This is a genomic window from Patulibacter sp. SYSU D01012, from assembly GCF_017916475.1.
In the GTDB taxonomy this organism is placed as follows: domain Bacteria; phylum Actinomycetota; class Thermoleophilia; order Solirubrobacterales; family Solirubrobacteraceae; genus Patulibacter.
Map to the genome: position 1 here is coordinate 1,205,806 of NZ_JAFMTB010000002.1, position 14,397 is coordinate 1,220,202.

Below are 14,397 nucleotides of genomic sequence, written 5' to 3' on the forward strand. Positions count from 1 at the left end.
GCGGCGATCGTCGGGAACGCCCAACGACTCTCCGCCTGGCCCAACGAACGAGACAGACATTGGTCCGTTGTTCACATCCGCATCTCGAAACGATGCATACTCTCCCCCGCGTGAGTCCCAGTCCGTTGCCGTCCGCGTCCGGCCACCTGGCCCCCTGACCGTCCCCGAGCACCCCGACCGCGTGCCGTACAGCACACCTGCGTCGCGAGCGCCACACTCGCCAACGGATGTCCAGAACGGGTCATCCTCCGTCGCCGCACCCGCGGTCGCGGCAGCCCACAAGCGGCGGTACCGTCGTGGCCGAACCCGCCAGGCGCTGTTGATCCTCGGCGACACCGCCACCGTGGCCGTCCCACTCTTCCTCCTGCAGGCGCTGACCACGTTCCTCGACGGCGACGGCGTGCCCCGGCTGGCAGCGATCGGCGCGGTCCTCATCTGGCCCGTGGTGCTGCACCTGTACGGGCTGTACCCACGGTACCCACGCCACGTCGCCACCTCGACGCTCAACGAGTACCCGCGCATCTTCCACGCCGCCCTCCTGAGCACGCTGGCCACGTGGGGGTGGCTCATCCTCTGGGGTGGGCACCAGCTGGCCGCCTCGATGTTCTCGCTGCTCGCTGCGGTCCTCGTGCTGCTCCCGCTGTGCCGCGCCGGCATGCGCCGCGCGATCACCGGCCTGGTAGGCCCCGAACGGCTGCTCCTCGTCGGAAGCGGCTCCGCGACCGCGAGCGTCGCCCGCACGCTCGACCAGCGTGCCGACATCCAGGTGGTGGAGCATGTGGCCCTTCCGCAGCAGTGGCACCGCGAGGGGCTCGAGCGCGAAACGTCCGCCCATCAGCTGGACCAGCTCGTCGTCACGGAGCACATCGATCGCGTTCTGCTGTCCACCCGCGAGCTCGGAGACCAAGCTGTCGGCGACTTCCTGCACTGGAGCCGCAGGGCCGACGTCAGCCTGACGGTCGTGCCCGAGCACTTCGACGTCGTGGGTGTGGGCGCCTCGATCGACCAGGTGCAGGGCGCGACGGTCGTCTCGCTCCAGCCGCCCGCGCTGTCGCGTACGTCGCGCCTGCTCAAGCGCTCCCTGGACGTCGTCGGCGCGGCGACCGGAATCGTGGTGCTGCTGCCCGTGATGGTCCTCATCGCAGTGGCGGTACGGCTGGACTCTCGGGGCCCGGTCTTCTTCCGTCAGGAGCGGATCGGCAAGGGGGGCCGGCGGTTCCGGCTCGCGAAGTTCCGGACGATGGTGCCGGACGCCGACGCGATGGTGGACCGCCTGATGGAGCAGAGCTCGGACCCGCACTGGCTGCAGATCGAGAACGATCCCCGCGTCACGCGAGTCGGGCGGGTGCTGCGCTCCACCAGCCTCGACGAGTTGCCCCAGCTCTACAACGTCCTGGTCGGCCACATGAGTCTGGTCGGCCCGCGGCCGCTCTCCGTACGCGACGACGCACGCGTCGGCGGCTGGGGGCGAGGCCGACTCGACATCACGCCGGGACTGACGGGCCTGTGGCAGGTCGTCGGCCGGAAGACCGTTCCCTTCGAGGAGATGGTCAAACTCGACTACGTCTACGTGAACAACTGGTCTCTCTGGGGGGACATCAAGCTCCTGATGCAGACGCTTCCTGCCGTCATCGAAGGGCGCGGCGCCCGGTGACCGCCGTCGAAACGGGCGAGCTGCGGCACGTCGCGATCATCGGCAGCCGTGGGTTCCCGAGCACGTACGGCGGCTACGAGACAGCGGTGCGCTACATCGCCCGTGACTGGGTCGCGCGGGGCATCGCCGTCACGGTGTACTGCCGCAGCCGGGAGGGCGCGGCGCGCACGTGGGTCGCCGAAGGCGTCACCTGCCGCTACACACCCGGGGTCGAGACGAACTCCCTGTCGACGCTGACCTTCGGGGCGACCGAGTGCCTGCACGCCGCAACCCGGCTCAAGCCGGACGCGGCGCTGGTGCTCAACATCGCCAACGGCTTCTGGTTGCCCGCGCTCCGGGCGGCCGGCATCCCGACCGCGCTCAACACCGACGGCATCGAGTGGGAGCGCGGCAAGTGGAGTCGCCTGGGCAAGCAGGTCTTCTATCGGGGCGCGCAGGCGTCCGCGAAGTACGCCGACGTCCTCATCTGCGACTCCGAGGCGATCGGAGACATCTGGCGGCGGGAGTTCGGCGTCGAATCCGTCTTCGTGCCGTACGGGGCGCCGGTGCTAGACGACGTGGGCGACGACCGCGTGCGGGCTTTGGGACTGCGCCCCGGCACCTACGCCCTCGCTGTTGCTCGGCTGATTCCGGAGAACAACGTCGACCTGTTCGTCGACGCGATCGAAGCGTCGAATGGCTCCATTCCCGCGGTCGTCGTCGGGTCGGCCACGTACTCGACGCCGCTCGAGAACCGCCTGCGCCATCTCGACCACCAAGGCCGCCTGCGTTGGCTCGGGCACGTGTCGGACCAGGAGCTCTTGACGCAGCTCTGGGCGAACGCCGGCGTGTACGTGCACGGACATTCCGTAGGCGGTACAAACCCGGCGCTCCTGCAAGCGCTCGGCGCCGGGGCGCCGACGATCGCCTTCGACAGCCCGTTCAACCGGGAGGTCCTGGGGCAGGATGCCCAGGACGCCGTCTTCGGCACGTCCCCTACGGACCTCCTCGCAACACTCGCGGCCGTCTTGCCGGACCCCGCCCGGCGGCGTGCGATGCGGGCGCGGGGCCAGCGAACTGTTCTCGAGCGTTACAACTGGCGCAATGTAGCCGAGGGCTACCTTTCCGCGCTTGCCGGCGCACGGACTCTACGCGCCCGGGCCCGACAGGTATCAGGGGGTGCTTCGCAATGACCACACATACATCTACTCCCGGAGCCGCCCGGACTTACGAACCGAGCCAGACGACAGCCCCGCCACGCGTACTGATCGTTAACCCGCTGCCTGTTACCCTAGCCCATTACGAGTCCGAACTACTGGAAACACTGGCACTTCCCCCCAACTCCGTCACAGTCAGACACGTCGACGCGGAAGGCAAGGCCGGCCTGAACAAGCTGGCCGCCCTCGGGCGCTACATCCGCGCAGCACGCCAGTCTGTGGCAACCGGTGGAACGGTATTGGTTGCGTGGCCACTATTGGGTTGGCTCGACTTGGTCCTTTACGCGTCGACGCGGCGAGCCGCCGCCGTCTACGTCATCGTTCATGACCCGAAGCCCCTGCGCCGACAGATAGGCCTCGGACCTGCCGCCGCTGCGCTCGCGCGAGTCCTCAGGCGCGCCCAGCCGCATCTCATCTGCCACTCAAGCCTCGCGGCCGAGCACACGATCTCCCAAGTGCGCAACGCGCGGGTTACCGTACTTCCCCATCCCGTTCTCCCCGCGTTGCCGGCCACCAACCGCCCAACTCCAAGTCGGGGTCAGCCAATTCACATCGGGGTTTTCGGGCAGTATAAAGAATCGCGCGATTTGGAGCTCCTTCACAAGCTCGGCGGACGCCTGGCAGCAGGAGGAGGCACTGGCACCATCAAGGGACGCGGATGGCCGCGCGTCGCGGGATGGAATGTCGACTCGCGGTTCTTGAGCGAGGACGAACTCACACAGAGCCTTCGCGCGTCCAACGTCGTTTTGATCCCCTATTCCCGGTATTACCAGAGCGGGATCGCAATCCGTGCGCTCGAGGAGGGCACCCCGGTCGTCGGCCGGCGTCACACGTTCTTGGAGTCCCTGCTCGGCGCCGCGTATCCGGGCCTCGTCGACAGTGAAAGCACCGATGAGTGGCTCGCCGCAATCGAACGCGTCGTCTCACGCGCTCATAGCGTCGATCTTCGCGGACGCGCGATTCGGTCTGAATGGGAAGTCGTAACAGGACGGCGAACGTGAAGTGCACAACGCTACCGCGGGTCCAGTACCTCGGACTCGCGGGTTACGGCAACGTGGGCGATGACGCCATTCGCGACGCCTTCATTCGCGAGTTCGATGGACGTCTCATGTTTTCTGACGTCCCCGTAGGTCGGAAGGCGACGATCCGCCGCGGTCTGCGGCACTGGGCGACGGATCGAGGCCGCCCGGTCCTCCTCGGCGGCGGCACGGTACTCGGTCGAACGCTCTGGCGTCAGCACTTCGGCCTCGCTACCAAGCTCTACCGGCCGTCCGGCTGGGAAATGCTCGGCGCCGGCGTCGAAGATCCGGACTTCGTCGGGGACCGCACCTACTCCTCCTGGGACGAGATACGCGCGTGGCGCCCTTTGCTCGAGCCTTTCTCGTCTGTCTCCGTTCGAGGACCACGCAGCCGCGCGATCCTGCAGGCCGCGGGCATCGACGCGCGCGTCGTCGGGGATCCCGCGCTTTTGCTTTCAGCCGATACCCCTCCACCACCCCAGGCCGACCGCGACATTGACGTCCTAGTCAACGTCACGTGCGGCGAGGACCAATGGGGCGGGACCGACCTCGATTGGACCCCGGCTGTAGTAGACGCGCTCAGGCACGGGTTTCGGGGGAGCGGACGCCTCGTATTCGTCTCGATGGACCCAATCGACGACACCTGGAACCGAAGAGTCGCACACGCGCTCGGGATTGCTGCGCCAGTCCTCCGTCCATCGAGCCCTGACGCGTTCCTCGCGTTGGCCCGCCGGTCGCGTGTCGTTTTGGGCACCCGCCTCCACGCGAACGTCCTGTCGGCAGCCGCCGGAACACCCACGGTATCCCTCGAGTACCGACCGAAGTGCCGCGACTTCATGGAGTCCGTGGGCATTGCCCACCTATGCCACCGTGTGGATGAGCTGACAAGCCACGACGTGCGGGCGAGCCTCGACGAGACCCTCGATGACTGGGAGCACCACCGCGAGCAGATCTCGGCCGCCGTCGCCAGCCTGCGAGATCTCCTCGCCGCCGAAGTCGGCCTCATCGCGCGGCGACTTGCCGCATGAGCCGTAGGCGACACAACGCGGCATCCGCGATGGCTCTAGGCGACCAGATGCTGGCTTCGGCCACGTCAATCGCCATGACGGTCGTAGTTGCACGAGAGCTCTCGGTCAATGCGTTCGGGACGTTCGCGCTAATCGCCAGCGCAAGCGCATTCCTCGTCGGGTGCGGGCGCGCGTACGTAGCCGAGCCTCAGCTCGTGCGATACGCCGCCATCGACCAGATTCGGCGACGCGCGAGCCTGCGGCTCGGAGTCGAGATCTACTCATCGATGCTCGTCTTCCTGTCGCCCCTGATCGGGGCAGCGCTGGTCACATCATCGGGCGGTCTACGCATCGCAGTTGGTGCAGCGGCGCTGGTCGCTGGGATGGGCCTCATCGACGCCATACGGACATTCCTCGCCGGGACGAGCCGCAGCCATCTCTCCTTCGCCGTGAGCAGCGGCCTCCTAGTTGCCGTTAGTTCCGGCGTATTCGCCGCAACGCCCCACGACCTACCGGATGCCCTGATCACCGTCGGCCTAGGCTATGCAGTGTGGGCCGTCGCGGTGGCAACCGTTCTCGGCTTTGGGCTGCGCCACAGTGAGCCGTGGCGTTGGCGGTCCCGCGAGCACGCCTCCGAGGCGATCCAGGCCCATGGCCGCCACTTCGCGACCGAATACGTGGTTGGGACCGGCGGCTACTACGCCGCATCCCTGACCGCCTCGGGCCTCGTCGGCCTCCAGGCGGCGGCCGGTATTCGGGGATCCGAGTCCATGCTGGGCCCGATCCGCGTCGCGGTCGCGAGTCTGCCGAATGTCATGATGGCAACGAACGACCTCGACTTTTCGGAGGTCCGCATCGCTGTCCGCGTATCAGCCGTCCTCGGGATAGGGGCACTAGCGTGTTATGGGTTCGCCATCGGCCTCAACCAAGTACTCGGCGAGGCACTCTTCGGCGCCAGCAGCTCCGCCGTCGGAGATGTACTGCCGTTCCTCGCCTTGGCGCCTGTCTTTATGGCGGTCTCAACCGGCCCCATCCTTGGCCTACGGCGACTACGCCAGTCTCAAGCGACCTTGAAGATTCGGAGCTTTACGGCACCCCTGCCTGTCGTTGGCGCGCTCGCCGGTGCACCACTCGGAATCTCGGGAATCGGCGCCGGCCTCGCAGGCGCCTCCGCACTAGCGACTGTCGCGTGGTGGACTGGCTTTACCCGCCACACACAGCAGGGACTGACTGGCCAGAGCAGCACATCACCCGACGCACGCCACTCTGCAGTGCGTGCGGCGGACACGTCCCGCGCCTTCGCACGGCCCGTCGCTTCCACAAACCCCCAACCACACCAGGACCAGCATGACAGTTGACCTCGGCGAATACGAGACAGACAAGACGTCGGACTACCTGGAACGGTACCGCCTCGAATTTGGCCATCTCTTTGAGCAGCCGATCCGAATGCTCGAGCTCGGTGTCCAGCGTGGCGGATCAATGTACCTTTGGCGTGACCTTCTTCCGACCGCACAAATTGCTGGCTTGGACCTCAACCCGATTCGTCTAGAGGACGAGTCCGGCCGGCTGCACTTGTACCAAGGATTTCAACAGGACACGGCCGTACTGGACAGAATCGCAGCAGACGTGGCGCCCGATGGCTTCGACGTCATAATCGACGATGCGTCACACGTGGGCGCGTACACCGAGGTTTCTTTCTGGCATATGTTCCGGCACCACCTGAAGCCGGGCGGCATCTACGTCCTTGACGACTGGGGATCTGGCTACTGGAGCGACTGGACCGATGGCCACGCTTACACCGGGACGCGGGAAGCGCTCGGCGATCGAGGCAACGAGTCCGCAGAGGTGCCGAGCGGGCCGTCGGTGAGCCGAGTCGAGCGAGCACGACGCTCCTTGCGGAGGTCCGCCCGGCCGCTCGCCGCGAGACTACCGCCCGCTATTCGCCAAGGACTCGAGCGGACATACATGGCTATGGAAGGCGCGACCATGCGACGTCGCTTCAAGAGTCACGACTACGGCATGGTGGGCTTCGTCAAGCAGCTGGTCGACGCCTGTGGCGTTCACGACATCGACCGGGGCCGCGGGCCGTTCAACAACGGAATTGAGACGGTCCACGTCTACCCGTCCCAGGTTTTCGTTCATAAGGCAGCTCCGACAAGTTGACACCGGCTCCGCGCAATCTCGAGGCCATTCTGATCGGCAAACGGCGCCGCTTGCGCTGCGAAGCCCGCACCCCACGTGGCGACGAGGCGGAGCTTGTCCGCCCGACCACTGCGCCGTGTACCATTGCCCGGCGCTGCCGCGCACTCGACTCCGGACCGCTACACGCGTGAGCCGCCGAGTGTCCATGACACTAGGACATGCCGGACATCGCATACCAACTGACGAGTTCTTGATCCGGAGCCTATGACCCCTCGCGACTACCTGCGCATTCTTCGTCGCGGCTGGGCCGTACCGCTCGTTCTATGCATCGTGGGGCTTGCGGCCGCCTTCGCAGTTGCGGAGTCACAGTCTAAGACGTTCACATCCAAGACGACGGTATTCGTATCGGCACAGGCTGGGAGTACCGCCAACGACTTGCTGCAAAGCAGCAACTTCGCCCAAGAACGCGTCCAGTCGTATGCGGCGGTCGTCAAGAGCCGAGCGGTCCTCGAACCGATCGCGGAGAAGTTCCGGGTAGAGGGCGGCGCGACAGCCCTCGCTGAACATGTCAGCGCGACGGTGCCGGCGAATACCGTCCTCGTTCGCATCGAGGCCGCCGACCACTCGGCCCGCCGAGCCGCACTGCTAGCCAACGCAATCGGCCGGCAGGCAGAGTCCGTCATCTCGAGTTTGGAAATGCCTCAACGGGACGGTCGCCCTTCGGTGCGAGTGAGCATCGTCGAGCAGGCGCAGCCTGCGACCGCGCCTAGCTCTCCGAACGTCAAACTCTACGTCGCGGCAGGGGGTATCCTCGGCCTCCTCGCCGGCTGGATGTTCCTCGTGGTGCGCGAAGTTCTCGACACCCGCGTCAAGACCAACGAAGATCTCGCGAAGGTCACGGATCTCCCCGTCTTGGCCGAGATGGACAGAGTTCGGTCCAACGCGCGCGACCGGCTGCGGGCAGCGTCCGGACACCCGGCTCGACAGCACGCAGAGGCCTACAGGCAACTTCGCACGAACCTGCGTTTCGCGGATGTAGATACGCCGCCCAAGTGTATAGCCGTGACCTCGTCCGTTCCTGCGGAAGGCAAGAGTACGGTCGCTACGAACCTCGCTGTAGCGCTCGCCGAGGCAGGGGCGCGGGTCGTCCTTGTAGATGCAGACCTGCGTCGCCCCTCAGTCGCGTCGTACTTGGACCTCGAGGGGTCGAACCTCGGCATCACCTCGGTTCTCACGGGCGAACTCAGCCTCGATGAGGCTCTCACGACGTGGAGCGACACGACGCTCACGGTGCTCGGGGCAGGGGGATGCCCACCCAATCCGAGCGAACTCTTGAGCTCGGAATCCATGGAGCGAGTACTGCTCGAACTCCGCGAACGATTCGAGTACGTCGTCATCGACACACCTCCGCTCCTCCCGGTCGCGGACGCTGCGATAGTAAGCACAAAAGCCGACGGCGTAGTGTTTGTCGCTCGCTTTGGCGCGGTCACACGTCCCGAGGTGGAACGAGCGATCGGCAACTTGTCAGCCGTCGGCTCGCGCGTGTACGGGATCGTAGCGACACATGTGAGCCGCGGCGCGATCGGAAGTGGCGGCTACTACGGCACGTACGGCAGTTATTCGGCCGAAACGGGCGCGATCAACGCAGAAGGTGCCCAGTCCGTGCGCTCCCGCCAGTAGGGCGATCGATGATGCCGGCACGATCGACTGGCGTCGCCACAAGGACCGACCGTAGCGCCTCCGGGGATGGGGCCCACTGGGCCAGCGTACTCATCGTCTCCCTCTTTGTCGTTTTCATTGTCTTCCCGAAAACGCTAGCCCAGGCCGCGGCACCCGAGGCCGACATCGCGGCAGGGGCTCCGACCATCTCCACGTATGGCGTTGCGGTCTTGGGCCTAACTGCGGGCGGCCTACTAACCTATCCGAGCTGGAGAAGGCTGCCGCACGGACCGCCGGGGATGCTGGCTTTTCCGTGCTTCGCCGGGCTGGCACTCGCGCTGGTATGGGGCCCGTCCCCAGAGAGACTCTCGGGGTACATCCAGCTCTTGATGGGCGCGGCCGCTTTGGCAATCGGGAGCACTCTTGCTCGGAGCGCTCTGACCACGTCGCGGGACCAGAGCTTGGTTGCACGTGCCGTTCTGGCGATCGTTGTGATCGAAGTGGTCGCCTCCGTGGCCCAACGTCTCGGCCTCGACCTAAACCCCATGAAACCGGACCTCGCGGCACTCATGGGCGACCGCGTGAACGGCACTCTTAACCATCCGAATAATCTCGGAAAGTCGATGCTCGTCTTGATCGTCGTCTGCCTCGGGCTGTCATCGAGTGATGCCCGATCGGTTCGCAGATGTGCGGCAGGGGCCACGGGCCTCGCTTTTGTACCTCTCCTCCTCAGCGGCGGGCGTGCAAACCTTGCCGCCGCTGTCCTAACCATTTTCTTTTGGAGCCTCCTCTCGACCGGGCGCCGTCCAGCCCTCGTACGCCTAGGGCTACCAGTGCTGTTGGTGATCGTGATCCTGCCTTTCGCCGGCGGCATCGTGGAGCGGTTCGAGGCGGATCCTGAAGGTGGGCCGCGCCGGGAGCTGAACGCTACAGCGATAGCCCAGATAGGGATGCGCCCGCTCTGGGGGACGGGTCCAAATGCTTATGTATCTGTAGTGCAGGACTTCGATCCCGTAGTGGCCGCAGGGTACCCGGTTCACAACACGTTTTTCTTGACCGCTGCCGAGTTCGGTATACCGGGTGCGGTCCTGTATTGGCTTCCGATCGCGGCCTTGCTCGTGACCCTTTGGCGGGGCCGGCGCCGCCCGGGAATCCCTGGCGCGATGGCGATAGCCGTGATCGCATCCCTTCCAGGTCTTTACTTCGTTACCACCACGGGTTGGGCGATGCTAAGCGGCTCGATGCTCCCGTTGTGGAGCCTCGTCTTCGGCCTCGCCTACGGCCTCAACCGCGCAGGCAAGTCGCCCGTCCGGGCACGCGGTGCTTCCGTCGTTGCCGTACCAGCTGTACGACCGAGCACGGCGCGGCCGCAGTAGTGGACAGGCTCCGGCGCTTCACCTTCTCCAGGAACCGGCCCTTACGCACCCCCCTGCCACCATTCCCCCACCGTGCTCGCCCTGGCGTCGTCCCCGCCCATCGCGTCCCTGCTCGCCCAGGCCGGCGGCGGGTCGAGCGGGTTCTCCGGCGGCGGGGGTGGCGGGGGCGGCAGCTTCAGCGGGTCGTCCGGGTCGGGGAGCGGCGGGTCCAGCACCGGGGCGTGGGTGTTCGTCGGGCTCGCCGTGCTGGCGGTCGTGCTGGCGGCGGTGGTGAAGGCGTACCGGGCGCGGCGACGGGAGGAGGCGCGTGCTGCCCGCGAGGCGCAGGCGCGGGCCGCGGCCGCCGAGGCGGTGGCCGACGACGCCGGGTTCGACGCGGACGCCGTGGTGCAGCGGGCGGGCGGGCTCTTCCGGGAGGTGCAGGCGGCGTGGGACGCGCGCGACCGGGGGCGGCTGGCCGCGCTGCTGGGGCCCGACCTGCTGGCGGAGTGGGTGCGGCGGCTCGACGACTTCGACGCGAAGGGCTGGCACAGCCACGTGACGGTCACCGGGGATCCGGCCGTGCGCCTGGTGGGGCTGCGCAACCAGGAGGGGGCCGCCGACGACCGGGTGGTGGTGTTCGTGGCCGCCGACATCGACGCGTGGGTGGCGACCGACGACGGGAAGAAGCGCTACCGCGACGGGGCGAAGACGCCGCACGTGCACCTGGAGCAGTACTGGACGCTCGGCCGGCGGGCCGAACGCGACGGATGGATCCTGCTGTCCATCGAGGAGGAGGCCGAGGGCCGGCACCAGCTGGACGCGCCGCTCGTCGCGACGCCGGCGGCCGACCCCGCGCTGGCCGGCCGCACGCGCACCGAGCTGGCGACCGCCGACGCGGCCGGCCCGGCCGCCGACGTGGCGGCGCTGACGTCGATCACCGGCGACGCCCGCGCCGCCGCGCTCGACCTGGCGCTGGTCGACGACCGCTTCAGCCCCGACGTGCTGACGGTGGCGGTGCAGGAGCTGGTCGCCGCGTGGGGCGAGGCGGTCGACGGCGACGACGCCGCCCTCGAGCGCCGCGCCGACCCCGGCGCGGTCCAGCGCCTGCTCTACGGCGACGACGACGCGCGCCGCGTCCGCACGGTCGTGCGCGGGCTCCGGGTGCAGGACGTCACGATCGACGCGCTCGACGGCCGCGCCACGCCGCCCACCATGAGCGTGACGATCCGCTACGAGGGCGCCTGGTACCGCGAGGACCGCGACACGCAGGCCGTCGTAGCCGGGGCGCGCGAGCGGGTCACCACCCGGCGCGAGCAGTGGACGCTGGGGCTGACCGGCGACGCCGCGAGGCCGTGGCGGCTGGTCCGCGCCGACGCGCCCCCGTCGCGCTGACGGCCACCACGGACGGGGCCACGGGGACCGGGGCCGGCGCGGAGCCTAGCCCCGCGCCGGCCGGTCAGACGGCCGCCACCCCGCCCCGCGCCACGGCGCGCGCGCCGTCGCGCACCACCACGGCCAGGCCGCGGGCGGTCGCGCGCGGCCGCCGCGGCACCCGCACGAGGACGCCCGTCGCACCCGCGGGCCCGCACCGCACCCCGGCGGCCCCGAGCGTCCGACCGTTCCGCCGCACCTCGACCGCCAGCCGCTGCCCGGCGGCGCACCGCAGCCGCACCCGGACGCCCGAGGCCCGACGGTCGAGACGCGGCCGCCCGACCAGGGCGGCGGCGGACGGCCCCGGAGCCGCCGTCCTGGCGTTCGCCGCCCCGGCCGGCGCGTCGGCCCCGAGGGTCGGGGCCTGGGCCGCCGCTCCGCGCTCGGGGCCGTGGGCGCCCGGCGTCACCGTCGCCGTCCGGTCCGCGGACGACGCCGGCCCGGCCGCCACCGGCGCGTCGTCCGGCCCCACGACGGCCCGGTCGATCACGACGTCCGCGCTCGCCTCGTCGTCGTCGGCGTCCGTCTCCGCCGTGGCGCTCGAGACGCGCACCGTGTTCCGCACCACGCCGACCGGGTCGAGCGGCGGCCCGGTCCGCTCGGCCAGGCAGACGACGTCGATGACGGCGTCGACCGGCACCGCCCCGGTGTTCAGGAACCGGAACGCGCGGGTGCGCGGCCGCGCCTCGTCCCCCAGGTGCACCGCCCCGGCGGGCGTGCTCCAGCTGGCCGTGATGCCCTTCTCCTCGGGCGCGCAGTCGATCTGCTGCTCGGACTCGCCCGGCGGGAGCGAGACGTCCCGGCGCGGGTGAGCGAACACGAGGCGGTGCGTGTGCCCGTCGACGGTCGCCAGCCGGCCGTGGAGCGGGACGACGGAGGACCGCACGACCGCGCGCTCGGTCACCAGGAACGTCAGCTCCCATCCGTCGTCGGTCGGCTCCGACCCGACGAGGCGCGCGTCGCCCGAACGCACCTCGTACCCGGGCGCGACGGCGTGCCGATCGAGCCCCACCCGCAGACGCACGGTGCGCCGCCCCGGCTCCAGCGCGTCCACCGACGCGACGGGGTCGTCCGCCACGAGATCGTGCGCCGCCCCGTCGCCGCCTACAGTCGTCGGCCGCAGGCACGTGGCCCCGACGTGGACCTGGGCCCTGCCCGCGGCCCGGTTCTCGACGGTCGCGCGGTACCGGGACCGCGCGGTGGCGACGCTCTCGAGCGTCCGCACGTCGGCCTTCGACCCGGTGCCCTGGTCGACCGCGTCCACGCGCACGCTGCCGTCGGTGACCAGCCCGCCCGCGGGGCAGTCGACGTCCACCGTCCGGCGCTCGCCGGCCTCCAGGCTCACCGCCTGTTCCGCCTTGTCCACCGCCAGCAGGTGATCGTCGTGGCTGGGCGTCGGCGCCGGCGGGGGAGCGCCGACCGCGCGGCCGTGCACCACGACCCGGGCCTCGGCGCCCGGCGCCAGATCGCCGACGGCGCACGTGATCGTGGGCCCCACCGCCGCACATCCGACGGGGTCGTCCGTGTCGACGAAGGCGATCTCCGCCGGGAGCGCGTCGCGCAGCACCACCGACCGCGCCCACGAGGGCCCGTCGTTGCGGACGGAGAGGACGTACTCGGCGACGCCGCCGCCCAGCACGCGCCAGGACGCGGCCCGCTTGCCGGCGACCAGGTCCGCCTGCGTGTCGACGGTCGTCGTGGCCGCGTCGCGGTCGTTGCCCGGCGCGGTGTCGGGCATGTCGGTCGTGACCGACGCGACGTTGCGGATCGTCGTCCCCTTCGCGACGTCGGCCGCGACGCGCGCCGTGATCCGCAGGAGACGGCGCTCGCCCGCCCCCAGGTCGCCCAGGCGGCAGCGGACCGTGCGCCCCGTCGCCTCGCACGCCGGATCGATCTCGTCGACCCGGTCGAGCTCCGCGGGCAGCTCGTCCGTCACGACGACGCCCGGCGCCGCCCAGCGCCCGTGGTTGGTGACCGTCAGCGTCCACGTGGCGGACGTGCCGGCGACCGTCTGCGGCGCGTCGACCGTCTTCTGGATCCCGACGTCGGTCACCTTCTGGTTGCCGAAGTCGAGGCCGCCGTACGTGGCGTCCGCCGCCCCGTACGGCACGAACACGGCGCCCGGCGCCGCCGTCTGGCGGTACCCGGCCGGCACGTCCTCGCTCACGGCGTAGGTGCCCTGCGTGTAGCGGGCGTCCGCCTCGGCGTTCAGCGCGAACGCGTACGTGCCGTCGCTCGCGGTGACCGTGGACGCCAGCTCGGCGCCGTCCCGGCTCAGCCGCACCCGCACGCCGGCCAGCCCGGGCTCGCCGGCGTCGCGGCGGCCGTTGCCGTTGGCGTCCTCGTACTTCGTGCCGCTCACGCGCGGGACCGGCCCCTGCCGCGTGCCGGTCGCGGAGAGGTTCCCGCATGCCAGGGCGATGAAGCCGTCGCCCCACATCTTCACCGTGGTCGGCCCGTTCCAGTCGTTCTGCGGCGCGAATCGGTAGCGCACGTTCTCTGGGCCCCCGGCACAGAGCGTCCCGTTCGCGTGCGGTGTGATGCAGCCGGAGTAGATGCGGCCGGCCACGTCCCAGCGCACCTGCCGCGGCGCCCACACCATGAAGTTGCGGTCGAAGCCGAACTGGCGGTAGTACGCCTGGATGCCCGGCTCGCCGAAGCGCTCCATCCCGACGAGGTTGCCGCAGCCGGGATGCAGGATGGACCGCTGGCTGAGCGGCGCGCCCTCGAAGTCCTGGCGCTCGGCGGCGCACACGTACGCGGCCTCGCTCGGATACGCCGCGCTCGCGGCCGCCGGCAGCACGCCGAGCGCGGCCAGGGCGACGAGCAGCACCAGCCACCGCCGTGGCCGATCGGTGCCGCCCGGACGGCACGGCCGCCTCGCGCCCCGGCGCTGGTTCGTCGGATCGCCGCGCATTCGCATCTCCCCCG

10 protein-coding genes are annotated in these 14,397 nt (G+C 69.5%); 9 read left to right on the plus strand and 1 reads right to left on the minus strand.

The window, feature by feature from the left end; translation table 11 throughout:
- The first annotated feature begins 319 nt into the window (after window positions 1–319).
- The 9 genes from J3P29_RS15090 (at window position 320) to J3P29_RS15130 (ending at window position 11,427) form a co-directional block, all read left to right on the plus strand.
- Window positions 320–1,654: a sugar transferase gene (locus J3P29_RS15090; protein WP_210494611.1), complete on the plus strand. Its 1,335-nt coding sequence runs from the start codon at window positions 320–322 to the stop codon at window positions 1,652–1,654.
- Window positions 1,651–2,826 carry a DUF1972 domain-containing protein gene (locus J3P29_RS15095; RefSeq protein WP_210494613.1) on the plus strand — a complete coding sequence of 392 codons (1,176 nt, stop codon included), beginning with the start codon at window positions 1,651–1,653 and terminating at the stop codon, window positions 2,824–2,826. Before J3P29_RS15090 ends, J3P29_RS15095 begins: the two co-directional genes overlap by 4 nt.
- 722 nt (window positions 2,827–3,548) lie before the next feature.
- Window positions 3,549–3,851: a hypothetical protein gene (locus J3P29_RS15100; RefSeq protein ID WP_210494634.1), complete on the plus strand. Its 303-nt coding sequence runs from the start codon at window positions 3,549–3,551 to the stop codon at window positions 3,849–3,851.
- Window positions 3,848–4,897, plus strand: a complete 1,050-nt coding sequence (locus J3P29_RS15105; RefSeq protein WP_210494636.1) for a polysaccharide pyruvyl transferase family protein — start codon at window positions 3,848–3,850, stop codon at window positions 4,895–4,897. The genes J3P29_RS15100 and J3P29_RS15105 overlap by 4 nt, the downstream gene beginning before the upstream one ends.
- Window positions 4,898–4,944: 47 nt before the next feature.
- Window positions 4,945–6,234, plus strand: coding sequence for a hypothetical protein (locus tag J3P29_RS15110; protein ID WP_210494638.1), 1,290 nt, complete (start codon window positions 4,945–4,947; stop codon window positions 6,232–6,234).
- Window positions 6,224–7,039 carry a class I SAM-dependent methyltransferase gene (locus tag J3P29_RS15115; RefSeq protein WP_210494640.1) on the plus strand — a complete coding sequence of 272 codons (816 nt, stop codon included), beginning with the start codon at window positions 6,224–6,226 and terminating at the stop codon, window positions 7,037–7,039. Before J3P29_RS15110 ends, J3P29_RS15115 begins: the two co-directional genes overlap by 11 nt.
- 243 nt (window positions 7,040–7,282) lie before the next feature.
- Entirely contained in the window at window positions 7,283–8,698 is a 1,416-nt protein-coding gene (locus J3P29_RS15120; RefSeq protein WP_210494642.1) for a polysaccharide biosynthesis tyrosine autokinase, read from the plus strand.
- Window positions 8,699–8,706: 8 nt separating this feature from the next.
- Complete coding sequence (locus tag J3P29_RS15125; protein ID WP_210494644.1) at window positions 8,707–10,053, plus strand: O-antigen ligase family protein; 1,347 nt, start codon at window positions 8,707–8,709, stop codon at window positions 10,051–10,053.
- Window positions 10,054–10,125: 72 nt separating this feature from the next.
- A complete protein-coding gene (locus tag J3P29_RS15130; RefSeq protein ID WP_210494646.1) occupies window positions 10,126–11,427 on the plus strand; it encodes a TIM44-like domain-containing protein in 1,302 nt (433 codons plus the stop codon).
- 64 nt (window positions 11,428–11,491) lie between these two features.
- On the opposite strand, the gene J3P29_RS15135 is transcribed toward J3P29_RS15130, so the two are convergent.
- Window positions 11,492–14,299 carry an SdrD B-like domain-containing protein gene (locus tag J3P29_RS15135; RefSeq protein ID WP_210494648.1) on the minus strand — a complete coding sequence of 936 codons (2,808 nt, stop codon included), beginning with the start codon at window positions 14,297–14,299 and terminating at the stop codon, window positions 11,492–11,494.
- Window positions 14,300–14,397: the final 98 nt, after the last annotated feature.

Excerpts from the sequence above, each read along its gene's own strand:
- J3P29_RS15110 (WP_210494638.1), top strand. The coding sequence starts at position 4,945 with ATGCTGGCTTCGGCCACGTCAATCGCCATGACGGTCGTAGTTGCACGA.
- J3P29_RS15115 (WP_210494640.1), top strand. The coding sequence starts at position 6,224 with ATGACAGTTGACCTCGGCGAATACGAGACAGACAAGACGTCGGACTAC.
- J3P29_RS15120 (WP_210494642.1), top strand. The coding sequence starts at position 7,283 with ATGACCCCTCGCGACTACCTGCGCATTCTTCGTCGCGGCTGGGCCGTA.
- J3P29_RS15125 (WP_210494644.1), top strand. The coding sequence starts at position 8,707 with ATGATGCCGGCACGATCGACTGGCGTCGCCACAAGGACCGACCGTAGC.